The sequence below is a fragment of the Nocardia sp. TBRC8007 genome (assembly GCF_056629435.1).
In genome coordinates this window covers 217,843-240,795 of sequence record NZ_JBWSOR010000004.1, presented here as the reverse complement: position 1 = coordinate 240,795, position 22,953 = coordinate 217,843, and the positions used below count along the sequence as shown (strand labels likewise).

General features: G+C 63.6%; 18 protein-coding genes. 9 read left to right on the top strand and 9 right to left on the bottom strand.

Annotated elements, in window-relative coordinates; genetic code table 11:
• Positions 1–73: 73 nt before the first annotated feature.
• Positions 74–268, bottom strand: a complete 195-nt coding sequence (locus ACX4ZE_RS06895) for a YbdD/YjiX family protein (RefSeq protein WP_480272545.1) — start codon at positions 266–268, stop codon at positions 74–76.
• Between the two features lie 62 nt (positions 269–330).
• Positions 331–2,589, bottom strand: a complete 2,259-nt coding sequence (locus ACX4ZE_RS06890; protein WP_480272459.1) for a carbon starvation CstA family protein — start codon at positions 2,587–2,589, stop codon at positions 331–333.
• Between the two features lie 194 nt (positions 2,590–2,783).
• Between ACX4ZE_RS06890 and ACX4ZE_RS06885 the strand changes: the two genes are divergently transcribed.
• The 5 genes from ACX4ZE_RS06885 (at position 2,784) to ychF (ending at position 8,242) form a co-directional block, all read left to right on the top strand.
• Positions 2,784–4,100 carry an ABC transporter substrate-binding protein gene (locus ACX4ZE_RS06885; RefSeq protein WP_480272458.1) on the top strand — a complete coding sequence of 439 codons (1,317 nt, stop codon included), beginning with the start codon at positions 2,784–2,786 and terminating at the stop codon, positions 4,098–4,100.
• Positions 4,097–5,032: a carbohydrate ABC transporter permease gene (locus ACX4ZE_RS06880; RefSeq protein ID WP_480272457.1), complete on the top strand. Its 936-nt coding sequence runs from the start codon at positions 4,097–4,099 to the stop codon at positions 5,030–5,032. The genes ACX4ZE_RS06885 and ACX4ZE_RS06880 overlap by 4 nt, the downstream gene beginning before the upstream one ends.
• Before the next feature lie 35 nt (positions 5,033–5,067).
• Positions 5,068–5,916 (top strand): carbohydrate ABC transporter permease, encoded by an 849-nt coding sequence (locus ACX4ZE_RS06875; RefSeq protein ID WP_480272544.1) that lies wholly within the window; start codon positions 5,068–5,070, stop codon positions 5,914–5,916.
• A 185-nt stretch (positions 5,917–6,101) separates the two neighbouring features.
• Positions 6,102–7,025: a quinone oxidoreductase family protein gene (locus ACX4ZE_RS06870; protein WP_480272456.1), complete on the top strand. Its 924-nt coding sequence runs from the start codon at positions 6,102–6,104 to the stop codon at positions 7,023–7,025.
• 122 nt (positions 7,026–7,147) lie between these two features.
• On the top strand, positions 7,148–8,242 hold the full coding sequence (ychF, locus tag ACX4ZE_RS06865; RefSeq protein WP_480272455.1) for a redox-regulated ATPase YchF: 1,095 nt from the start codon (positions 7,148–7,150) through the stop codon (positions 8,240–8,242).
• A 347-nt stretch (positions 8,243–8,589) separates the two neighbouring features.
• On the opposite strand, the gene ACX4ZE_RS06860 is transcribed toward ychF, so the two are convergent.
• Complete coding sequence (locus ACX4ZE_RS06860) at positions 8,590–9,465, bottom strand: ETX/MTX2 family pore-forming toxin (RefSeq protein ID WP_480272454.1); 876 nt, start codon at positions 9,463–9,465, stop codon at positions 8,590–8,592.
• Positions 9,466–10,003: 538 nt separating this feature from the next.
• On the bottom strand, positions 10,004–10,519 hold the full coding sequence (locus ACX4ZE_RS06855; protein ID WP_480272453.1) for a hypothetical protein: 516 nt from the start codon (positions 10,517–10,519) through the stop codon (positions 10,004–10,006).
• A gap of 541 nt (positions 10,520–11,060) precedes the next feature.
• Between ACX4ZE_RS06855 and ACX4ZE_RS06850 the strand changes: the two genes are divergently transcribed.
• From ACX4ZE_RS06850 to ACX4ZE_RS06840, 3 genes are all read left to right on the top strand, one after another.
• Positions 11,061–12,998 carry a peptidase gene (locus ACX4ZE_RS06850; protein WP_480272452.1) on the top strand — a complete coding sequence of 646 codons (1,938 nt, stop codon included), beginning with the start codon at positions 11,061–11,063 and terminating at the stop codon, positions 12,996–12,998.
• Positions 12,999–13,184: 186 nt separating this feature from the next.
• Positions 13,185–14,579, top strand: coding sequence for an ATP-binding protein (locus ACX4ZE_RS06845; RefSeq protein ID WP_480272451.1), 1,395 nt, complete (start codon positions 13,185–13,187; stop codon positions 14,577–14,579).
• A 22-nt stretch (positions 14,580–14,601) separates the two neighbouring features.
• Positions 14,602–16,557 (top strand): vWA domain-containing protein, encoded by a 1,956-nt coding sequence (locus tag ACX4ZE_RS06840; RefSeq protein WP_480272450.1) that lies wholly within the window; start codon positions 14,602–14,604, stop codon positions 16,555–16,557.
• A gap of 75 nt (positions 16,558–16,632) precedes the next feature.
• On the opposite strand, the gene ACX4ZE_RS06835 is transcribed toward ACX4ZE_RS06840, so the two are convergent.
• On the bottom strand, positions 16,633–17,832 hold the full coding sequence (locus ACX4ZE_RS06835) for an amidase family protein (protein WP_480272449.1): 1,200 nt from the start codon (positions 17,830–17,832) through the stop codon (positions 16,633–16,635).
• 191 nt (positions 17,833–18,023) lie between these two features.
• Between ACX4ZE_RS06835 and ACX4ZE_RS06830 the strand changes: the two genes are divergently transcribed.
• Positions 18,024–19,001: an antibiotic biosynthesis monooxygenase gene (locus ACX4ZE_RS06830; protein ID WP_480272448.1), complete on the top strand. Its 978-nt coding sequence runs from the start codon at positions 18,024–18,026 to the stop codon at positions 18,999–19,001.
• 195 nt (positions 19,002–19,196) lie between these two features.
• Here the strand turns inward: ACX4ZE_RS06830 and ACX4ZE_RS06825 are convergent, their stop codons facing one another.
• Genes ACX4ZE_RS06825 through ACX4ZE_RS06810 form a run of 4 tightly spaced genes read right to left on the bottom strand, consistent with a single transcriptional unit; the run spans position 19,197 to position 22,744 of the window.
• Positions 19,197–20,171, bottom strand: a complete 975-nt coding sequence (locus tag ACX4ZE_RS06825; protein ID WP_480272447.1) for a glycine betaine ABC transporter substrate-binding protein — start codon at positions 20,169–20,171, stop codon at positions 19,197–19,199.
• Positions 20,168–20,929 carry an ABC transporter permease gene (locus tag ACX4ZE_RS06820; RefSeq protein WP_480272446.1) on the bottom strand — a complete coding sequence of 254 codons (762 nt, stop codon included), beginning with the start codon at positions 20,927–20,929 and terminating at the stop codon, positions 20,168–20,170. Before ACX4ZE_RS06820 ends, ACX4ZE_RS06825 begins: the two co-directional genes overlap by 4 nt.
• A complete protein-coding gene (locus ACX4ZE_RS06815; protein ID WP_480272445.1) occupies positions 20,926–22,125 on the bottom strand; it encodes an ABC transporter ATP-binding protein in 1,200 nt (399 codons plus the stop codon). Before ACX4ZE_RS06815 ends, ACX4ZE_RS06820 begins: the two co-directional genes overlap by 4 nt.
• Positions 22,118–22,744 (bottom strand): ABC transporter permease, encoded by a 627-nt coding sequence (locus tag ACX4ZE_RS06810; RefSeq protein WP_480272444.1) that lies wholly within the window; start codon positions 22,742–22,744, stop codon positions 22,118–22,120. Before ACX4ZE_RS06810 ends, ACX4ZE_RS06815 begins: the two co-directional genes overlap by 8 nt.
• Between the last annotated feature and the right edge of the window lie 209 nt (positions 22,745–22,953).

The window sequence follows — 22,953 nt, the reverse complement described above, 5'->3', positions numbered from 1 at the left end:
CGGAAATCGGCCATTGATGTCAGTCACTGTCACCATTGCGCATCGATCGGGATTCCCGCTCGGGGACGGGCGTTCAACAGCAGCGATTGGCGGGATTGCGGTCTGCTTCAGCATGCCGTTGTCGCCAGTACTCCCGCTCGGTGGGAATTTCGCAGTTCGGGTGCGAGCGCCGCAGATGCGCGACATAGCGCTGGTAGTCCCGCCCGCCCAGGACTGAGTCGAACCACCAGATGCCTGTGCGAACACCTGTGCGACAGGCGGCGACCACAGTGCGCAGCCGGGCGCCGAGCGATCGGGCGGATCGATCGGCGCCGGTGGCCGCAGCCTCGTTCATCGCGCGTGGATACGCTCGGCGTCGGGGTCGGCGGCGTTTCCGGTCGCGAACAGTTCGTCCCACTGTCGCTGGACTTCTTTCTCCGTCTTGGTGGCGAAGAACCCGCTGGGCGCGAAGGTCTTCGACGGCTGCTGCGGTGTCTCGGTGGTCATGGTGTCGCCACTGCGCCAGGCACGGAAAGCGACTACCGACCCGACCACCGCCACGAGCAGCACCAGCACCGCGAACACGATCGACAACGTACCCTGAATGAAGGTATTGCGCACGATCGCGCTCATATCGCCCTGGGTCTTCGCAGTCAGGCACAGTTCTCCAGCGTCCTGAGCAGCTCGGCAGAGCGCGTGCTGCTTCCAGAACCCTAGTTTCGGGTCAGTGGAGAATATCTTCTGCCAGGACGCGGTCATGGTCACCACCAGATCCCAGGCCAGTGGAATGCCCGGAATCCAAGCCCACTTCACCAGGCCTTTCTTCACCACTATCACTAGCACGACGGTCAGCGCTATCGCCGCGAGCAATTGGTTGGCGATGCCGAACAAGGGGAACAGTGAGTTGATGCCGCCCAGTGGATCGGTGACGCCCATCAGCAGGATCGACCCCCAGGCTGCGACTACTAGAGCCGAGCACAGCCACGCGCCGACCCGCCAGGACGGATCACGGAACCGCCTCGCCGCTCCGCCGAAGTTGCCCAGCACATCCGACAGCATGAACCGTGCCACGCGGGTGCCCGCGTCGATCGTCGTGAGGATGAACAGCGCCTCGAACATGATCGCAAAGTGGTACCAGAACGATTTCATGCTCGCGCCGCCGAGGAACTGGTGGAACACCTCAGCGATGCCGACCGCCAAGGTCGGTGCGCCACCGGTGCGGGAGACGATGGTCGTCTCGCCGACATCGCTCGCCGCCTGGCTCAGCTGCGCCGGTGTCGTGGGCGGACCGCTGAGCCCGAGACCGTTGGTATAGGCCGCGGCCTGCTCCGCAGTGCCGCCGGTGAGCCCGGCGGGCGCGTTCATCGCGAAGTACAGGTGCTGGTCGATGATCGAGGCGGTAACGATGGCCATGACCGCGACGAACGACTCCATCAGCATGCCGCCGTAGCCGATCATCCGCGCATGTGACTCCTTTTCCAGCAGCTTCGGGGTGGTTCCGGAGGAGACAAGCGCGTGGAAGCCGCTCAGCGCACCGCAGGCGATGGTGATGAACAGGAACGGGAACAGCGAGCCTGCGAAAGCCGGACCGGTGCCGGAGGCAGCGAATGTCGAGACCGCGGGCGCCCGCAGTACTGGAAGCGTGATCAGGATGCCGACTGCCAGCAGGCCGATGGTGCCGACCTTCATGAAGGTGGACAGGTAATCCCGCGGCGCAAGTAGCAGCCACACGGGCAGCACCGAGGCGAAGAAGCCGTAGGCGATGAGCAGCCAGCAGAGAGTCACCGGGGTGAGGGTGAACCAGTCCGCGCCCCAATCGGTTGCCGACACCCAGCCACCGCTCACGATGGCGAGAATCAGTAGGCCGAACCCGATCGCGGACACCTCTCCGACTCGGCCCGGACGCAGAAACCGCAGATAAACCCCCATGAACAGTGCGATCGGAATGGTCATGCCGATCGAGAAGACACCCCATGGGCTGTGCGCGAGTGCGTTCACCACCACCAGCGCGAGCACTGCCAGCAGGATCATCATGATCACGACAATGCCGAGCATCGCCGCCCAGCCGCCGAGCGCACCCAGCTCGTCGCGGGCCATCTGCCCGAGACTGCGACCGCGCCGCTTCATCGAGATCCACAGCACCAGGTAGTCTTGCACCGCACCCGCCAGCACTACGCCGATCACGATCCAGAGGGTGCCGGGCAGGTAGCCCATCTGCGCGGCCAGCACCGGACCGACCAGCGGACCAGCGCCCGCGATGGCGGCGAAATGATGCCCGTAGAGCACCCGCCGATCCATCGGCATGTAGTCTTTGCCATTCTCCAGGATCTCGGCGGGGGTGGCCAGATCGTCGCGCGGCTTGGTGATCGTGCGTTCGATGAACCTGGCATAGAACCGGTAGGCGATGATGTACGTGCACACTGCGGCGATCACAATCCACACCGCGTTGACCGATTCACCACGCGAGATAGCGAGTATCGCCCAGGCGAGGGCGCCGAGTACGGCGATCCCGGCGAAGATCGCTTTCTTGGCCGGAGTGATCGGGGACCGGTCGACCACACCGACGGGTGGTAGCTCGGGATCGGTTCGTAGATATTCGATTGTCGCCATCTGCCTACTTTTCTGTGGAACACGCAGGATCTTGCGGAAACGTATGCCAACCTATCTGATCGACAATCGCCGTCGTGCCGATTCCAGGAGTTGGGCCCGCGGCGTGAAATATTGTTCATGCGCTGGTCGGCACCGTCGGCCGGGCGGTACTGCCAGCGGTTCGAGAAGCTCCACATCCGTCCTGAAGGAGGGCTGTGTCGCGTGCCGATTCCTTCGCCCGGGTCCGTCGCCGGACGCTGCTCGGTTCGGTACCTGCCGCCGCGCTGCTGGCGGCAGGTGGCTGCGGAACCGATGACAATGCGCTGACCTTCTTCTTCCAGGCCCGGCCCCAGGAGGCGCTGGTGCGGCTGCGGATCATCGAGGAGTTCCGTCGCCGCCACCCAGATATCAGCATCCGCACCATAATGTCCGGTCCGGACCCGCTGCAGCAGATGCTCACCTACTGCGCGGGCGGTAAGTGCCCGGATGTGCTGATGGCCTGGGAGCTGCTGTATGCCGGATTGGCCGACCGTGGTGTGCTGTTGGATCTGAATACTCTGCTGGACCGTGATCCCGGCTACGCCGCCACGCTACGCGCCGACAGCTACCCAGTGCTGTACGACACCTTCAGCTACGCAGGCGGTCAGTATGCCCTGCCCGAGCAGTGGTCTGGGGTGTTTTTGTACTACAACCGGGAATGCTTCGCCGAGACCGGGATCACCCCGCCTGCTCGCTGGTCCGATGCCTGGTCCTACGACGAGTTCCTTATCGCCGCCCGTGCACTGACCAGACACGAGCGATCCGGACGGACCCGGTGGGGTTTCGTGGATGCCTGGGTACCGTACTTCTCGGCGGCCTGTTTCGGCAGGAACAATGGGGCCGAGTGGTTCACCCCGCCAGTGAATCCGACCAGGAGTAACCTCGGAGATCCGCGATTCGTCGCCGGATTCCAGTTCTACGCGGATCTGGCGGTGCGGTATTGCGTAGCGCCGAGAGCGGCCGAAACACTGTCGGTCTCGGCGCCGGAACTGTTCCGGAGCGGTCGCGCGGCGATGGCGCTGGGCGGCCACTGGCTCTACGCCGAATTCGCCGGTCACGACGATCTCGCTCTCGATGTCACGGTGTTGCCGGTCGGTCCGCATGGTGGTCCTGGTGCTATCACCGCCGTCGGCAGTACGGGCCTGGCCATCGCAGCGGACAGTCCGCGCATCGAACAGGCTTGGGAATTCGTCAAATTCGCGACCGGACCGGTAGGACAGGCCATCGTCGCCGCATCCGGCCTGTTCGTCCCGGCGCTCGGGTCTGCTATGCGCTCGCCGGGTTTTGCCGCCGCGCATCGTCGGATCGGCAATCTCGAGGTATTCACCGACGGTCCGGCTCATTCCAGGCCGCTGCCGGTAACCCCTGTTTGGGGCAAGATCTCCGCCCTGTTGGAGCGCGGCGGTAATCGGGTTCTGCGCGGTGCCGCCGACGCTGCCTCGTTATACGACTACTGCGGCGCCGATATCGATGCTCTTTTGGGCATGTCATGAACGAAGCGCAGCGAGCGCGACCCAGAAGCGCAGCCAGTCGGCGCGGCCTCTCTCGGCTGGCGTGCCGACGAGAACGCGCGGGGTGGGTATTCGTCGCACCCAACCTGGTGGCCGTCGCGATTTTCTTACTGTTCCCATTGGGGTTTTCGCTGTATCTGAGTTTCCATTCCTGGGACTTGTTCGGCCCCATGCGGTTTGTCGGCCTGGAAAATTATCTGCGGTTGTTCGGTTCTGACCCGTTGTTTCTCATCGCGATGCGTAATACCGCCGTTTTCACGGTGCTGACCGTGGTGCCAACGGCAGCAATCGGACTCGTCGTTGCCGTGGTGCTGAATCGATCATTGGTCGGTATCGGCGTGTTTCGTACGATGGCCTTTCTGCCGTTGGTAGCTTCGGCCGTCGCCATGGCGGTGGTATGGCGGTTTCTCTTCACCGAGGAAGGGCTGCTGAATAGCGTGCTCGGCAGGCTAGGTCTCGGCGCCGTACCCTGGTTGACCGATCCGAACTGGGCGTTGGTGTCGCTCAGTATCGTCACGGTCTGGAAGAGTGTGCCGTTCGCGACGGTGATCCTGCTCGCCGCTTTACAAGGGGTGCCGGAGCCGCTCTACGAGGCGGCGAAACTCGATGGAGCCGGAGCGCTTCGGCGTTTCTACGCGATCACTGTGCCGTTGATTCGTGGTCCGCTGTCGTTCGTCCTCGCTATCACCGTTATCAATTCGGTGCAGGCCTTCGATCAGGCCTACGCGCTGACCGGTGGCAATGGCGGCCCCGAGACCGGTACCTACCTGTTGGGGATCATGCTGTTCCAGAATGCCTTCGGTTTCTACGAAATCGGTTACGCGTCCGCACTCGCCTGGGTGATCTTCGCGATGTTGTTGTTGTGCACGCTGCTTCAGCTGCGTATGGCCCGGCGGGTGGAGACAGAGACGTGACTGCCGGGCTGGTCCGCCGTATCGGTATGGACAGCATGCGCGGCCTGGTGGACCGGGCGATCGTACGGCGGATGGTGTGCGGGGCTGTGGGCTACGCCGTACTCGGCGGCATCGGGTGGTGTGCGCTCTTGCCGATTCTGTGGGCAGTGGCCGGGTCGTTGAAACCGAACGGCAACGTTGCAGACGCCGCATTGTTTCCGCGACACCCGCAGTGGTCGAATTATGGGAAGGTCTTCGAGTTGCTGCCGCTGGGGCGGATGTTGTTCAACACAACGGTCTATGCGGCATGTGTCACCGCGGGGCAGGTCTTCTTCTGTTCCTTGGCGGGCTACGCCTTCGCTCGGCTACATTTTCGCGGCCGTGACCTGCTTTTTCTCGCCTATCTCGCGACATTGATGGTGCCGCTGACCGTGACAGTGATCCCACAGTTCCTGTTGATGCGGGCGTTCGGCTGGGTGGATACGCCGTGGGCGATGATTGTGCCCGGTCTGTTCGGAAGTGCGTTCGGTACCTACCTGATGCGCCAGTTCTTCCGCACTCTGCCCGTGGAATTGGAGGAGGCAGCCATCCTCGACGGCTGCTCCACCTGGCAGGTCTACTGGCGGGTGCTGTTGCCACAGACCCGTCCCGCCGTCATGGTGCTCGCCGTGCTCACCTGGATAACCGTGTGGAACGACTTTCTCTGGCCGCTGGTCATGATCCAGCGTGACGACATCGCCACCACGACATTGGGTCTGGTCCGGCTACAAGGCCAATACCACACCCAGTGGCCGATCCTCCTTGCCGCCGCGGTCATCATTCTGCTTCCGCTATTGGTGATCTACGCGATCGCCCAGCGCGCGTTTGTCCGCGGCATCGTGATGTCGGGGTTCGGCGGGCGTTAGGCGCCCAGTAGATGAGGACTTCGGCTCCCGCGAGTCGAAGTCCGCGACAACGGCCGCTCCACCAGCCACCAGCTCTCCGTCTATGCCGCGCCATGGTGAGATGTAGCACTACACAGCGTAGTGGAGTGTGGTCGCGCGCTGTGCGCCGGTTACCGTTGCGCCTTCTGACGAATTCTGGAGGTGCGATGCGGCGGGTGCAATACGAGCACAACGGTGGACCCGAGGTGCTCGAGCTCGTCTCGGTCGAGGTGCCGACGCCAGGACCGGGTGAGCTGCTGGTTCGTGTCGAGGCGATCGGTGTGGCTGTTCCGGTGGTGCGGACGGTGCGCGAGCAGCGTGAACCGATCGCAGTGGGTGGTGAGGTGGCCGGTGAAGTGGTCGCGGTAGGTGAGGGTGTCGACGGGTACACGCCCGGATACCGGGTCACCGGTCTGGTATCCGGGCACGGCTATGCCGACTACGCGCTGCTTCCCGCGGCCGATGCGTCGCCGATTCCCGACAGCGCCTCGGCCCTCGACGCGGTCGCGCTGGTGCGCAGCGGATTGGTGGCGCTCGGCGCACTCGATACCGCTGCTGCGCAGGACGGCGAGGTCGCGCTCATCACCGCCGCCGCGGGTGGCACCGGACATCTCGCGGTTCAGCTGGCGCGGGTCCGTGGCGCGACGCGGGTGGTCGGCGCGGTATCCGATCCCGCGAAGGCGGAATTCGCGCAGAAACTCGGCGCTGACGAAGTGGTCGAGTATCACGAGCAGCCCTGGGGCGTTTCCGCCGACTACGCGCTCGACGCCGTCGGTGGCGACGTGCGCACCTCCGCGCTCGCGGCTTTGGTTCCTGGCGGACGGTTGGTCGCCTACAGCAGCGGTGTCGACACCGACCAGGCATCCGATCTGCCCGCCGACGCCACATCAGTGCTCGGTTTCCAGCTGGCCCGCACCGCGCGGGAACAGCCCGACCGGTACGAGCACTGGCGACAAGAGCTGTGGCAGTATTTCGTCTCCGGTCAGTTGCGCCCCGCTGTGCACGCCGAATTCGCTCTGGAAGACGCCGCTGCCGCGCACGCCGTCATCGAAGCACGCGCCAACCTCGGCAAAGTTGTCCTGATCCCCTGATCGAGCGGGTCGCCCCAGCGCGGTGTGCGCGGCGGCGGGACTGCATGCGCACACCACTTTCCAGGGCAGACGTGCCGGGCGCGGGGTAGAAGAGTCCGCACCCGGCGTAGACTCTATTCCTCGTGAGTCTCACCCTCGGAATCGTCGGCCTGCCCAACGTCGGAAAATCGACGCTGTTCAACGCGTTGACCAAGAACGACGTGCTCGCCGCGAACTACCCGTTCGCGACCATCGAGCCCAATGTCGGCGTGGTCCCGCTGCCCGATCCGCGGCTGAACACTCTGGCCGAGATCTTCGGCTCCGAGCGGATCGTGCCGGCCACCGTGTCGTTCGTCGACATCGCGGGCATCGTGAAGGGCGCCTCCGAGGGTGCGGGCCTGGGCAACAAATTCCTCGCCAACATCCGCGAAGCCGACGCCATCTGCCAGGTGGTGCGGGTCTTCGCCGATGACGATGTCGTGCACGTCGACGGCCGGATCGATCCAGGCGCCGACATCGAAGTGATCGAGACCGAACTCATCCTCGCCGACCTGCAGACCCTGGAGAAAGCGGCCGTGCGGCTGGATAAGGAAGCCAAGGTCAAAAAGGACCGCAAGCCGGTCGCCGACGCCGCCAAAGCCGCACAGGAGATCCTCAACAGCGGCACCACCCTGTTCGCCGCGGGCGACAAGGTGGATACCGAGCTGCTGAAAGAACTCTCGCTGCTCACCACCAAACCCTTCCTCTACGTCTTCAATGCCGACGAGTCGGTGCTCACCGACGCGGCGAAGATCGAGCAGCTGAAAGCCTCGGTCGCCCCGGCCGACGCGGTCTTCTTGGACGCCAAAGTAGAAGCCGAACTCCTCGAACTGGATGAGGAATCCGCCATCGAACTCTTGGAATCCATCGGCCAGTCCGAACCCGGCCTGCACGCTCTGGCCCGCGCGGGCTTCCACACCCTCGGCCTACAGACCTACCTCACCGCGGGCCCGAAAGAAGCACGCGCCTGGACCATTCACCAGGGTGATACCGCGCCGAAGGCGGCGGGGGTCATCCACACCGACTTCGAACGCGGCTTCATCAAGGCGGAGGTCGTGGCCTTCGGCGATCTGGTCGAGGCCGGGTCGATGGCAGCGGCCAAGGCGGCGGGGAAGGTCCGGATGGAGGGCAAGGACTATGTGATGGCCGATGGCGATGTCGTGGAGTTCCGTAGCGGATTGGCGTCTGGGAAGAAGTGACCGGGGCAGGGTGCTGGAACTCAACTCCACGAAGTCACACGACACAACAGATCGGGACGGGCGCCACATCCAGGTAAAGACGGCGGCAGGTCGCAAAGGGGGTGCGCGTGCTCGGTACTCCTTGCTATGTTCCCGCCGCACGGTGGAGGTGGTGAACAGGCTGACATCGCCGATGTGCGGCATGGGATGAGCTGAAAAGGAGCGGTTCTTCCGGCAGCAGGATGTGAAGCGCCAACTCACGCATCCACCACGCGACCGAAAGAACCGCCGTGTCTCACCGTAGTACCCTACCGACTACCGAGGCCCTCATACCGAACCAGCACCTGCGGCGGGTATACGCACGCAGATCAGAACGCCTTGAAGGTTCGTGTCAAGGTCTTCGGCGCGGGCGCGTTGGGAGCATCAGGCTTGATCGAAATCTTGACCAGGAAGTTCGCCCCGTAAGTAGCATTGTAGGTTCCGGCACCCTTGAAGTTGAGCACCTTCCTGGCGTCGTTCAGCGAGAATCCATCTCGCAGCGGTGGAGGCACCCTGTGATCAACAGTCTGTTTGTGATCTTGGAAGTACCTGATCGTGTCATAGATCTTGAATGTGAAGTAGGGTAAGGGACCCATCGCATTACGACCCCGCATGTTGGTGATGGTGCCGCCGATGTCGGTGTTCAGGTCGACGTTTCCGGTGGCCACCGACTGCTGCAAGGTGACGTTGACCGTGGCTGTGGAGTGGGGAGGAACCTTGACAGTCTGTCCGGGAGCGGTGTAGGTCGACGACGTGGATGTCGAGGTGCTGTGCGTCTGGCTGAAGCTCCAGGTCGTATTCAGTTCGGCACCCACGTTCAGTGCCTTACTGAGATTCAGCGAGGCCGATACCTTGGTCCAGACATCGAACCCGCGCGTGACCGACGTCGTCGTCGTGTTGGCCACGGTCCTGGAGAAACTCTGGCTGGTCATGGTCTGTTCTTGGTCGCTGGTGTTCCGCAAGGTCGACGTGCCCGCGAACCACTGCTTACCCAGAGTGACCTTGGGACTTCCCGTAAGCGCCACAAAGTTATTAGTGAACGTCACTTTGCTGGTATCCGCAGTCTGGTAGTCCAAGATCTGCGCCCGGAACACGTCCTGGAGGTCGGGGAGCTTAGGGGGAGCCGCATGCGCGGGAATTCCCGCCAGGAAGGCGCTGGACAGCGCGGATACCATACCGACAGCAACACTGATGCCACGCTTCATTGGTCTGATCCTTCTATCTTTGTCCAATTATCGAGTACTTCAGGCGCGCGGTAGCCGTTCGCGACGCGCGCGAAATCCGCCGCGACCGTATCGATCTTTTTCCGGCGTCTTTGCTGGAGGACGTGAGGAGGGAGGTTTGTGCGACAATGCTCCGAGTCTGCGATCGGAGTTCCGTCCACACTTTTTCCGGCGGGATCAGTAAACATGACTCAGCGAGATACTGTCGGCGAAGGTCGTTTTTATTTCTTTTCTTCACAGCGGTTTTCGGTCGTGACATGATCATGAGTGGGTAGGAATTCGGGGGCTCCACACAGTCGATTTCATGATTTTCGGCGACAGCGGCCATGACGCCGGATCCACCGCAACACAAGACGGTCACGTCCGCCTCGGCAAGAAGTCGACCCACTTCCGTAGCAGGGAAGGTCGCGTCCCTTCGCTGAAACTTGTTCGATCCAACTAGTTGTGGTGTTTCGGGAGATCGGCCGGCGGCGGTGGTGTCCCGGTCGCGCTCTCTTTCCTCGCCGATCGAGGCGCTTCTTCAGGTCTGCGGTGCGTCAGGCGCGGGCCAGAGTTGGCGGTAGGCGATGATCGGGCCTGCGCACCAGATCGTGACCAGCGGAAATATCATTAGAGTCGAGCTGAACACGATGCTCGGTGGTGGATAGTAGAACGGTCCGAACCGAATCCGGGCGAGAATGAAAGCGAGCGTGTGCCCGAGCAATACGAGGCCGCACGCTACGACCACGATCGCATGTCCGAACACGTCGCGGCGCAACATCAGAATCGCCCCGAGGAATAGTAGTAGTGCGACGAGCCCGAAGAGCATCATCACGATGTGCAACACGGACTTCGCGGTGATGACGACGGACCCCACGTGCAGATAGGAGGCATTCTGGAACTTCTCCTCCATCGATTTCATCCAGGTGCCGAAGGCCTCGAAGCCCCAGGCAAGCGCACCGGCCACTGCCAGCACGATTCCAAGGTATTGCCGTCGTCCGGATACTTCCCGCCATACACCGACGATCCGCTCGGTCATTGGTCCATACCGACTCATGATCTCCTCCAGGTTCCTCGCCACCTCGATTATGTGTGGGACCTGAATCTTCCTCGTGGACAACTCATCGGATACAAGTCGTGGCTCGGTTCTGTTGGCGTGCCCGCCGGTCGGGAACGAGTCAGAAGCGGAGCCGTTCGACTGGCCGTCCGGTGACCTCGGAGAGGATCTCGAAGTCTTCAGCGGCGTGGGGAGGACTATGAGTTTCCCCTGTTCGGCGGCTGCTGCGATCAGCAGATCGGGAATTGAGGGCGCGCGGTGACGGCCATGGTCCGCGAGAGCGCGCAGCACCTCGATCGCCCGATTCTCGGTGGCAGGCGTCTGTAACCCAATCCGGCTGTAGCACTGATGTGTTCGAGCGTGGTCTGGGAAACGGCCACGAAAAGACGGCTTTTCATAGTACGTTGTCGGGCACGGTGCGCATCTGCGGGCCGCATCCGGGCGCCGCGGATGCGGGTCTCGGCTGCGCTAAGTGTGAAACACGACAGTTTCAGAGTGAGAAGCCTTGCGCTTCGATATCTCCCACTCAGGAGAAGCGCGCTTGAAGTATCTATCAGTATTCGCCACCACCACCCTGATAGCCGCGGGTCTCGCCGGGCCCGGTATGGGGTTCGCCGCCGCTGCCCCGGCTGCCGATCCGGGACAGACTCGCTATTCGCTGGTCAACGGCTGCTATCGGATCGAAACCCCGGACGGCCCACTGGTTCCGGCAGCGGGGCCGTACCGGATGCGCGCGACGGCGCTCGGTGAGTATCTGCTCTATGGACGAAATCGCGAGGTACTGGACGCCTCGGCAGGGTCGGTCCGCCCCGCGAAGAACCCGTCGGCTACTGCGGTCTGGCGGGTGGACGGCTCCGGCGCAGGCGGATTCACTCTTACCAATGGCGCGACCAAAACCAGCATGTCCGCCACTTTCGTCCAGGACACCGGTTGCGCGGACTTCCCGGAGGCGAAGGTCGGCGCCACCGGCACGCCCGGCCGAAGCGTCGGCCCTGACGGTTCGATCGTGGGCACCATCGATGCGCATGTGCACGTCTCCGCTTATGAATTCATGGGCGGCAATTTCCATTGTGGCCGCCCATGGCATCCATACGGCGCGGCCTACGCATTGCCGGACTGCGCGCCGTACCGGAACGGTACCAATGGCTTGGTCGCCAATTTCCTCGACCACGGCGAGCCATCGCACTCGTCCGACACTCGCGGTTGGCCCAGCTTCCGCGACTGGCCGAAGCCGTCCATGCTTACCACCGAGAACATCTACTGGACCGCCATCGAACGAGCATGGAAGGCCGGTCTCCGCGTGATGACCGCCGATCTGGTCGACAACGAGTCGTTGTGCTCCATGATGACCGATCGCCGAAACCCGTGCGATGATATGGCCTCCGTGCGCATCCAGGTCGCAGGCCTGCACGCGCTACAGGACTACATCGATGCCCAGGCCGGTGGACCAGGAAAAGGCTTCTTCCGCATTGTCACCGAACCAGCCGAGGCACGCCGGGTCGCCGCGTCGGGCAAGCTCGCTGTGGTGCTCGGCATGGAACTGTCCGGCCCTATGGGGTGCGGCGTCTTCCTCGGCCGACCGAAGTGCACCACGGCCGACGTCGACCGCTGGCTGAGCGAACTCAGGAACCTCGGTGTGAGCAGTTTCTTCCCCGTCCACAAATTCGACAACGCCTTCGGCGGCACCAAGATGGATGCCAACCTCACCGGAGTGCTGGTGAACGCGGGTAACTTCATGCAGACCGGCACTTTCTGGAATGCGCAGCCCTGCTCCGGCCCGGAACACGACATGACCCAGCGCTCGGTACCGGTAGCAGGCGATGTCAACCAGTTCCTCAGCAAGCTCATCGGCCCTTTGATCGGTGGTGCTCCGCTACCCCTGTACCCGGAGGGACCTCACTGCAACGCGCGTGGCCTGACCGATCTCGGCAAATACCTGATCAACAAGATGATCGACCAAGGTTTCCTCATCGAAATCGATCATATGAGCGAGGCCACCGCCAACGAAGCCATGTCCATAATCGAACAGCGTCGCTACCCCGGCGTTTTGTCCACGCACGGCTGGGACTCCGAACGCACCACCAAAAGAGTTTACGCAGCAGGGGGTTTCGTCACCCCCCACGCGGGTTCTCCCGCGGGTTTCATCCATAGTTGGCGGAAAGCTCGCGCCATGCACGGTGGTACCGGTGGTTTCGGTATCGGCTTCGGTTCGGATATGAACGGTATCTCCGGCCAGGGCGGACCAGTGGGACCCGGTGTCGTCCATTACCCCTTCACCTCCCGCGACGGCGCGGTGACTTTCGATCGAGAAAGCTGGGGTGAGCGCACTTTCGATATCAACGTCGACGGTATCGCGACATACGGCACCTACGCCGACTGGCTCGAGGCGGTCCGCGTCCTCGGCGGCCCGGAAATCATGAATGACATATTCCACGGCGCGGAGGTCTATCTGCGGTTATGGGAGAAGGTCAGGCGATGAAACCCTGATACCGATCGCCCGCGAGCCATCCGCTCGCGGGCTGTGCGGATCGCGCGGCGGCTATGACGACTCGGGTGTTCTCCAGCATGACGATCGTCAAATTCGTGTATGCGCTAACCAGCCGCACGTCGACTCGAGCATCGACGCACGTCGACTCGAGCATCGAATAGACGTAGCGTCGAAACCGTGGATGTTCCCGCACACCTGCCCACGACCGTGGGCGAGTTGCGCACGGCAGGCTATCTGCCGCGCGGGGTGAAGTCCGAGATCCGGGAGAATCTGCTGGTTTGTCTGGGTTCGGGCAGCATCCCGTGGCCGGGCATCGTCGGTTTCGACCGGACCGTCGTGCCGCAATTGGAGCGCGCGCTGCTGGCAGGTCATGATGTCGTGCTACTGGGGGAGCGCGGCCAGGGCAAGACTCGGCTGCTGCGTACAGTGGCCGGTCTGCTCGATGAGTGGACTCCGGTGATCGCGGGTGTCGAACTGGGCGAGCATCCGCTCGACCCGATAAGCCCGGCCGGTCGTAGGTTGGCCGCCGAATTCGGCGCCGATCTGCCTGTGGCGTGGCGGCACCGATCGCAGCGTTATGCGGAGAAGCTCGCGACGCCGGATACCTCCGTCGGGGATCTGATCGGTGACGTCGATCCGGTCAAAGTGGCCGAGGGGCGCAGTCTCGGCGATCCCGAGACCATCCACTTCGGGCTCGTGCCGCGCGCTCACCGTGGCATCGTCGCTATCAACGAGTTGCCGGACCTCGCCGAGCGTATCCAGGTAGCGCTGCTGAATGTGATGGAGGAACGTGATATCCAAGTCCGCGGCTACACCGTGCGTTTGCCGTTGGACGTGCTGCTCGTCGCCACCGCGAACCCAGAGGATTACACCAATCGCGGTCGGATCATCACCCCGCTGAAGGACCGTTTCGGCGCGGAGATCCGCACTCACTATCCGCCCAGCGTCGATGCGGAAGTGGCTTTGGTCCGCCAAGAAGCCGAGCTGGTGGCCGAGGTGGGTGACCCGCTGATCGAGGTGCTCGCGCGGTTCGTGCGGCAACTTCGCGAATCGTCCGCGATCGACCAGCGCTCCGGTGTTTCCGCCCGATTCTCGGTCGCCGCCGCCGAAACGGTGGCTGCTGCCGCGTTGCACCGCTCTGCGGTCACCGGGGAGCGTCCTGCTGTGGCCCGTCCCATCGACCTCGAATCCGTGTCCGGGGTATTGCGCGGCAAGCTGGAGTTCGAGTCCGGTGAGGAGGGGCGCGAGCAGGAACATCTCACCTACCTGCTGCGCCGCTCGTTCGCCGGGACCGCGCGGGCGTGGTTCAGTGGGCTGGACTTGCGGCCATTGGCCGAGGCGGTCGGTGCCGGTCATCTGGTCACCACTGGTGAACGTGTGTCGGGCGAGGAAATCCTTGCCGCGCTACCCGAACTTCCAGTTCTGTACGAGGTCGCCGCTCGGCTCGGCGTCGGTGCGGCCGATCCGCCGCCCCGGATCGCTTCGGCTGTCGAGTTCGCCCTGGAGGCTCTTTATCTGGACCGTCGGCTCGCCAAGGACGCCGACGACGGCACAGTGGTGTACGGGCGATGATTGCGAAAGCCCCTGGCAGGACATGGTGAACTCCCCCGACCGCTACTTCTATGGGCCCTACCACGACGAGCCGGATCCGCTGGCGCCTCCACTCGATTCGCGGGAGGCGCTGGACCGGATCGGACGCGAGGTGATGGCAGGTAGTTCGCCACGCACCGCATTGCGAGAACTGCTGCGGCGCGGCACTCGCACGATGACCGGGCTGGAAGAGCTGACCCGCCGAGTGTGGCAGCGTCGGACGGAGATCTTGCGGCGGCACCGGCTGGACGGCACGCTGCGGCAGGCGCGTGAACTGTTGGAGGCAGCTATGCGGGCCGAGCGTAGCGCCCTGTTTCCCGACCCGTCCGATGCCGCGAGATTCGCCGAAGCGCAGTTGGACATGCTGCCCGCGAACGTAGCCGCCATGATCGAGGAGCTCGCCAATTACTCCTGGCGATCGGAGACCGGGCGGGAGAATTATCGGGAAATCCGTGATCTGCTCGGGCGGGAACTATTGGAGTCCCGCTTCCAGGGCCTGAAGCACGCTGTGCAGCGCACCACGCCCACGGATGTCGAGCGAACCCAACGGATGATGTCCGATTTAGCTGATTTGCTCGCAGTCCATGCGAGGGGTGAGGACACCGAGCAGCGGTTCGCCGATTTCCTGGCCGAGCACGGTGAGTTCTTTCCGGAGCGTCCTGGCGATATCGAGGAACTGATCGACGTGCTCGCCGCCCGCGCATCCGCCGCGCAGCGCATGCTGAACTCGATGTCCGAGCAGCAGCGGGCGGAATTGGTCGCGCTGAGCGGACAGGCGTTCGGCGACTCCGGTCTCGCCGAGCGGATCGCCGCGCTTGACGCGCATTTGCGTGCGCTACGTCCGGACCAGGACTGGGACTCCGGGCAGCGGTTCTTCGGCTCGGACCCGTTGGGACTCGGGGCGGGTGCGCAGGCCCTACAGGACCTCGCCGAACTGGATGCGCTCGCCGAGCAACTCGGCCAGACTTATGTCGGCGCCGAGCTGGAGGACATCGATCTGGACGCACTGGCTCGCCAGCTCGGCCCGGACGCGCGCACAGCCGCTTCCCTACTGACCGAATTGGAACGGGAGCTGCGTGAACAAGGCTTGTTCGAACGGAGGCACGACGGCACGCTCCGGCTGACCCCTAAGGCTTTACGACGGCTGGGAGATATAGCGCTGCGGGATGCTGTCGGGCAGCTGGGCTCCCGGCGCGGTGAGTGGGACACGGCCTTGGCCGGTGCGGCAGGCGAGCCGACTGGGGCCACCCGGACGTGGCAGTTCGGCGACACCGCGCCCTGGGATGTGGCGCGGACCGTGCGCAACGCGGTCTTGCGGTCGGTGTCGACAGGCAGTCGCCGGGTTCGGTTGGACATCTCGGATGTCGAGGTTATGGAAACCGAGCATCGGGCCAGGGCGGCTGTGGCGTTGTGCGTCGACACTTCTTGGTCGATGGTGCAGGGTGACAGGTGGGTGTCGATGAAGCGCACTGCCTTGGCCCTGCACCATCTGATCGGAACTCGGTTTCGGTCCGATGCGTTGCGCGTGATCGCCTTCGGCAGGCAGGCCACCACGGTCGATATCGGTGAACTGACCGCTTTGGATGGCGTGTGGGCGCAGGGCACCAACCTGCACCACGCGCTGCTGCTGGCCGCCGGGCATCTGCGCAGGCATCCGGATGCCGTGCCTGTGGTGCTTGTCGTCACCGACGGGGAACCTACCGCCCACCTGGAGCCGAATGGTGCGGTCTCCTTCACCTGGCCACCCGCGCAGCACACGCTGGCTGTGACGATGGCTCAAGTCGACGTCTTGGCAGCGCTCGGCGCTTCGGTGACGGTGTTCATGATCGGCGCGGATCCGAGACCGGCCGGGTTCGTCGATCTGATGGCCCGCCGGAGTGGTGGTTGCGTTGTGATGCCGGACCCGGACGGTCTCGGCGCTGCCGTGGTGAGCGATTATCTGCGCGGTAGGCGTGGCTGATGTGCGTGCCGAGTGCTGACGCTATCAGGTGTTCGGCGAACCGCCCAGTGCTGACTGCCGTAGAGCCGGGACATGTTAGGCGCTGTCACTGTCCGCGTAGCGGATGGCCGCGTCCAGCAGGGCAGACTCGGTGTGGCGCCCGGCCAGGATGCCAACGCCGAAGTTCCGTCCGCTCGTCGGAACGACGAGTTGCGGGCAACTCGCCAGGCTGGCGGGAGCGGTCAGGCGGAAGGTCGCCAGCCGGTAGGCGGCCAGTTCCTCTTCGTCGGCGTGCCGGGAGGGTGGTAGGTGCGGGAGGACGGGAAGCGCGACTACGGCTCCGTCCGCGACGATGTTGTCCAGGCGTTCACGGTAGTTCTCTCGGGCCTGTTCTTCGGCTCGCTTCTGGTCCGCTGGCATACCGCTGACTTCCGCGGCATGCCGCAGCCGCTCGGCGATGAGGGGGTGGAATGCGTCCAGATGTTCGCGTGCCCACACACCGTGTGTCTGCCAGATCTCCCGGTCGACCAGGTTCGCGAACATCGAGACCGACCTATCGGAGACGAAGTCCGAAAAGGCCAGGGTGGTGTCGACGGCGCAGCCGAGCACGTCGGCCAAGACTTCTACTGTCGCTCGGATGGCTCGGGTGGCCTCATCGCCCGCCGAATGCACACAATCCTGAGGCAAGTAGATGCGCGAGATCACCTGCTCGGGCTTGTCTGCCTTCTCGCCGGCCGCGATGGTGAAGGTCTGGGCCAGCAGTCCTGGTTCGGCGCACAGCAACCCCACTGTGTCGAACGATGGGGCCAGGGGGAGTACTCCGGTGGTGTCCAGTACTCCGTGGGTGGGGCGCAAGCCGAATAAGCCGCAGGCCGCAGCTGGGACGCGTATCGACCCCGCTGTATCGGTGCCCAGCCCGATGTCGGCCACAGCGCCTGCTACGGCGGACGCGGGTCCTGAGGACGACCCGCCGGTGAGCCGATCCGGGTAGCGTGGATTCAGCGGCGCCTCGCCCTCACCGGTGTTCCCCTCTAGCGAGTAAGCGAGTTCATCGAGTTTGCTCATGCCTGCGATCGCCGCGCCCGCATTGAGCAGTCGTTCGAGTACCGGGGCGGTCGTCTCGCTCGGTAGGTGGGTCGAGCGCCATGTGGCGAGGCCATACGAAGGGGTATGCCCGGTGAGTGCGATCATGTCTTTCACCGCGACCGAGCGTCCGCTGAGCGGTCCCGGATGTCGTGCCGGTCGCGGCGTCGAGGTGGGCACCCAGCAATGAAGATCTACTTCAGCTTTCGTCACGATTGTCCACTCCTTCTTGATGAAGGTGGGCCACGGTGTACGGAAGTCAGAGCCTAAGGCCGCAGAGCAGAGAAGGGCATCGCCCACCATGGCTGATTCCATATCGAGAATCTCCTGAACGAATCTCGCGCGGTTTCTTCCGGAGACGGGTATGTCGACGTCAGGAAAGTTTTTGAGGGAGGATGGAGCGTATGGCAGGTTCGGCGGACCTGACTCCCACGTCCGGCGGCGCCGTACTCGTGGTGTCGGTAAACGTGCGCCCAGGCTTTGCCGAGGAATACTGGCGCTGGCAGAGCAGGGTTATCGCCGCGACAGCCGACTTCGCAGGCTGCGAGGCAACGGAAGTTCATCCGCCTGAATCGGGCGAGGACAACCAGTGGGTCATCGCCTTCCGATTCGCGCAGCCCGAACAACTCACCGCCTGGCTTCGCTCGGACGTGCGGAAATCCTTGCTAGAGGGGGAAGATGCGCTGATTGTCGATCAGCGCATCCAGGATGTCCTGCTCGGGGGTGCGCCCGCCCACCGGAAGCCTGTCACCGCGATTATCTCGCACGAAGTGCGACCGGGCCATCAGCGAGACTGTGGACACTGGTGGGACAAAGTGCTCGCGGCGGCGCGGACATTCCCTGGCTTCATGGGTTCCGAGATTTTCGAGCCCATGGCTGGTGTCCAGGAGCGCTGGGTCGCGATCATCCGTTTCGACACCCGCGGGCATCTCGATAATTGGCTGGAATCCGATATCTATACCGAGCAGTTGGCGGCGGGACGTCGATATCTCACCACCTATCGGGTGCGCAAAGTCTCGTCCAGTTTCAGCGGTTGGTTCCGCTTCGACAAGGAGACGACCTCGGATATTCCTCCCAACTGGAAGCAGGCTTTCACAGTACTGCTGGCCCTTTATCCCATAGTGATCGTACTGTCCTATATAGGAACCGCGCTCAACGATATCGGGATTCCCCTGTTCATCCAGCTGTTCGTCCAGTCCGCTCTGAGTGTCGTTTCCCTGACCTGGATCGCTATGCCCGTGGTGAATAGATATTTGGCTTTCTGGCTTACACCCAGCCGAGTACGCACGATCTCCCAGCAACTCGTCGGAGCCGGAATTGTTGTCCTGGGCTGGGTGGCGTCCCTAGTGATATTCGGGTTCATCAGCCACGCCTTTCCATGACGGCTCGAACCCGGTCGCTGTCGACGCGTCATCGACGGACCATGGCTCCGACAGCAGACGTGGTGGAGGCGTTCGGGCACGCCGGACGCGTGCCGCGCACGCTGTGCTCCGATGCTTCTGCGACCGCATCGGTATCTCGGCGAGCGAGTGCGCAGTCCGCAGCCCGGTCTTCTCCGGTTCAGCGGACCACACTGTTCAACGGATAGTGACGAACCCGTGGGCAGCCAGCCAGTCCCGTGCCACCTCGGCAGGTTCGCGTCCCTCGACGTCGACCTGACGGTTCAGTTCGGTAATGGTCTCATTGGTGAGTCGTTGCGAGATCGGCTCCATGATCGTGGCGATCTGTGGATAGGCGTCGGCGAATTTCTTGCGCATCACCAACGCCGCGTTGTACTTCGGGAAGAAGTCGCGGTCATCTCGCAGCACGACGAGATGTAGTGCGGAAATGCGCCCGTCGGTGGAGTACACAGAGCCGAAGCGGCACTGCGTGCCGTCTGCGGTGGCCTGGTAGACCACGGCATCCTGGACGATCTGCTTGGGTATCTTACCGTCGTCTATCCCGTATGCGCGGGTCAAGCCAGGAAAGCCGTCCCGCCGGACATTGAATTCGGTGTCGACGCACACAGCCGCCGCGCCCGGGTCGGTAGCGGCCAATCCGGCGTAGTCCGACAGCGTGCGCACCCCGGTCGCCTGCGCGGTCTGCGCGCTCGTCGCCAGCGCGTAGGTATTGTTCATCGGAGCCATCGCCGTCCACAGCATGCCGTGCTCGGCGAGATCGGCGTCGCGGACCGCGTCGAACTGGCGGATTTCGCCCGGCACCGGCGTCTCGTGGCCGAGGTAGTTGATCCAGCCGGTACCGGTGTAGTCGTAGGCGAGGTCGACCTGCCCATGTAACTGCGCTTCGCGCAAGCTGTTGGAACCTTGAATATTCGTTAGATCGCGGACGTCCGCGCCCGCTGCCGACAGGGCGAACTCGATGAGATATCCGAGGACGAGCTGCTCGGTGAAGGATTTCGACCCTACCGTGATGCGCACACCATCGAGCTCGGGCACTGGGCGGATACTGCCTGGTCCCACCCGCAGCGGCACCGCACTGCCGGATTCCAGCCCGCATGCGGCCACCAGCAACAGCCCGAGTAGCAGCGCGACCGGGCGCCACACCCGCGTCATGCCAGTCCCTTCGGGCCGAGGAACCGTTCGGCGAGCGCGCCGAGCCAGTCTGCCAGCAGAGCCAGTGCGACAGCGAGTACCGCGCCGACGGTCAGGGTGACGTTGTCGCGTAACTTGTATCCGGTATCGATCAGAATGCCGAGGCCGCCCGCACTGACCAGAAACGATAGCGTCGCAGTGCCCACGGCGAGCACCAGCGAGGTACGTAGTCCTGCCAGGATGTAGGGCACGGCGAGGGGGAACTCGATGCGGCGCAACACCGTCGCCGCAGACATCCCCTGACCGCGCCCGGCATCGATGAGTGTCCGTTCCACTTGCCGGTACCCCAGGATGGTGTTGCGCAATACCGGTAGCAGCGCGGAGAACGCGATCGGCGCCACGCCGATCCAGAAACCGGTCGTGCGCGTAGCGAGATAACACAGCACGATCAGGCCGATGGCCGGCGCGGCCGCACCGACGTTCGCGATACCGACGAACAATGGCGCGCAACGGCTGAATCCGGGGCGGGTGAGCAAGGTACCGAGCGGGACGGCCACCGTGACCACGATCAGTGCCACTGTCACGGTGATCAGCACGTGTTGGCGAGTGACGGTAGTGAGAGTGTCCGCATTGAGACTGGCCCGCTGAGTGTTGGTGAGATCATGGGCGAACGCCCATCCGAGCACACCGGCGGTAAGAGCGAGAACAACAATGGGCTGGGCGACCAACCGAATGCGTTCGGCCCTACGTTGCGTGGCGGACGATACGGTGGTTGTCACGGTGTGCCGCCCGATACAGCGTATTCGGCGGTGTGTTCCGCGCGGAGGGCCGATAGCTGCCCGATCAGGATATCGATGGTGATCAGTCCGACATACTCGCCGTGCGCACCGGTGACGACGGCGGTCGCGCTTTGATGGGTCAGTAGTGCTTCGAGAGCGTCCTGCAGGGTCGACTGCAGCGACAAGGTGTTTTGCGGTGGTGATCCGATCCCGCGCAGCGAGTCCGCGTGTGCCAGCTGCTCCGCCGAGACCCAGCGGTGCGGACGGCGATGCTGATCGAGTACCAGTGCCCATGGCCGGTCCCGGCTGGTGAGTGTGTTGCGCAGTTGCTCGACCGAGTCCTGTTCGGTGGCGGTGGGGCAGCGGTCCAGTTCGACATCCCGGACCCGGGACAGCATGAGCTGTTTGCGCGCGGCATCCTCTCCGATGAAACCGGCGACCGTCTCGTCGGCTGGGTCGGCCAGGACCGCAGCAGGGGTATCGTATTGTAGGATCCGAGAATGGTTGCCCAGCACGGCAATTCGATCGCCGAGTTTGACTGCTTCGGTGAAATCGTGGGTCACGAAGACGATCGTCTTGCCCAGTTCATTCTGTAAGCGCAGCAGTTCGTCCTGGAGCAGCCCCCTGGTGATCGGGTCGACTGCGCCGAACGGCTCATCCATCAGCAATATGGGTGGGTCGGCTGCCAATGCCCGTGCCACCCCGACGCGTTGTTGCTGGCCGCCGGACAGTTCGCGTGGATAGCGGTTGCGGAAGGTATCCGGATCGAGCCCGACCAACTCAAGCATTTCATCGACCCGAACCGCTGTGCGCCGCCGGTCCCAGTTCATCAGGCGGGGGACGGTCGCGATGTTCTTCGCGACAGTCAGATGCGGAAACAGACCTGCCTGCTGGATCGAGTATCCGATGCCGCGGCGCAGTCGATCGGGATGCATGGTGGCGGCATCTCGTCCGTCGATGGTTATGGTGCCCGAGGTGGGCTCGATCAGACGGTTGATCATCCGCATCGTAGTGGTCTTGCCACAGCCGGACGGACCGACCAGCACGACGATCTCACCTGCTGGAATGGTCATCGAGACTCGATCCACTGCGGGATCATGATGCCCTGGATAGTGTTTGGTGACCGAATCGAGCAGGATCTCCACACCGGAAACGATCGGTTCGGCAGTTCTGGTGCGGATTCGGAGATCAGTCACGGATTCCTTTCGGTGTGGTGAACCGCCCGATCAGGGCATAACCCCCATCGAGCGCGAGTGCGGCCACGATGATGAGGATCGTGCCCACCAAGGCCTGCGGCACCGCGTTCGGGCTGCCGAGGCGGGCGAGCCCGGAGAAGATCAGGTTACCCAGTCCTGGCCCCTTGGCGTACGCGGCGATGGCGAGGATACCCATGCTCAGTTGTGTGCTCACTCGCATTCCGGCCAGGATCGCGGGCCAGGCGAGCGGCAGTTCGATACGTGCCAGCACACGGAGCCGATTCATCCCGACTCCGCGCGCTGCCGCGGTGACGACGGGGTCTACTGAGGCCAGGCCGATAATAGTGTTGCGCATGATCGGCAGCAGCGCGTACACCACCAGCGCGGTGATGGTCGGTGCGACACCGAGACCGAGGAATGGGATCAACAGGCCGAGTAGGGCGAACGACGGGATGGTCAGCACCGCACCCGCCAGCGCGGTGGCGACCGAAGAGCCGAGCGGGCTGCGGTGCACCAGGATCCCGATCAGTACTGCGATCGTCGTGGCCAGCAGCACTGATTGCAGCACAGCCGAGACGTGCAGTGTGAAGTCGACAAGCAATTGGTGTCGACGGTGCATGATGAATGTCCACAGCGTATCCAGGGTCGTACCTTCCCCATCAGCCGGCTATATCGAGGACAGTTTCATCCGCGAGCGCGGCTCCTGCGGAGTGCCCTTCTCTGTACGGCTTGAAACCAACGTTATCGTGCGAGTGGTTGGCCCTGCCGCTGGTGACCGCGCACCGGTGACATGCCGTGTCGACAGTTTTCCAGGGCTGGTCGTGGGGG